The organism is Ectopseudomonas khazarica (assembly GCF_004521985.1).
In the GTDB taxonomy this organism is placed as follows: Bacteria; Pseudomonadota; Gammaproteobacteria; order Pseudomonadales; family Pseudomonadaceae; genus Aquipseudomonas; species Aquipseudomonas khazarica.
The window spans coordinates 1-397 of sequence record NZ_SBHZ01000060.1 but is presented as its reverse complement, the minus strand read 5'-3'; the positions used below and the strand labels follow the sequence as shown (position 1 = coordinate 397).

1 protein-coding gene is annotated in these 397 nt (G+C 62.7%); it reads left to right on the top strand.

Features of this window, described 5'->3' with window-relative positions:
• Positions 1-152: 152 nt before the first annotated feature.
• Positions 153-397, top strand: a 245-nt coding sequence (locus EPK82_RS25225; protein WP_394346211.1) for a DUF6538 domain-containing protein, incomplete at its 3' end; no start/stop codon positions are given.

Here is a 397-nt window from a genome sequence, read left to right as displayed (position 1 = left end):
GTCTTGAAAACCGCCGTGGGGGCAACTCTACCGTGGGTTCGAATCCCACCCCTTCCGCCAGCGCCACGCTAAGTGGTTGATATACCACGAAGCTTACAGAAACCAACGGCTTACGCCTAGGCGACTGCTACACACGAGTGTACGCAGGGAGCATGAAGGACGTGGGTCGGCACACATACCTCGCGCGTCGCAGGGGATCGGCGAACTGGCAGTTTCGGGCAAGGGTGCCGCTCGATCTGGTAGCGGACTTCGGGCGGCGGGAGGTTACCAGGAGCCTTGGGACAGCCGATCTATCGGAGGCGAAGCGCCGGGTACGGGATGAAGCGGACGCCTTCGACAAGCAGTGCCGCGCCCTCCGTGGCAGAGCCGCAACAGGTGGGATAGACACTGTCGGCAG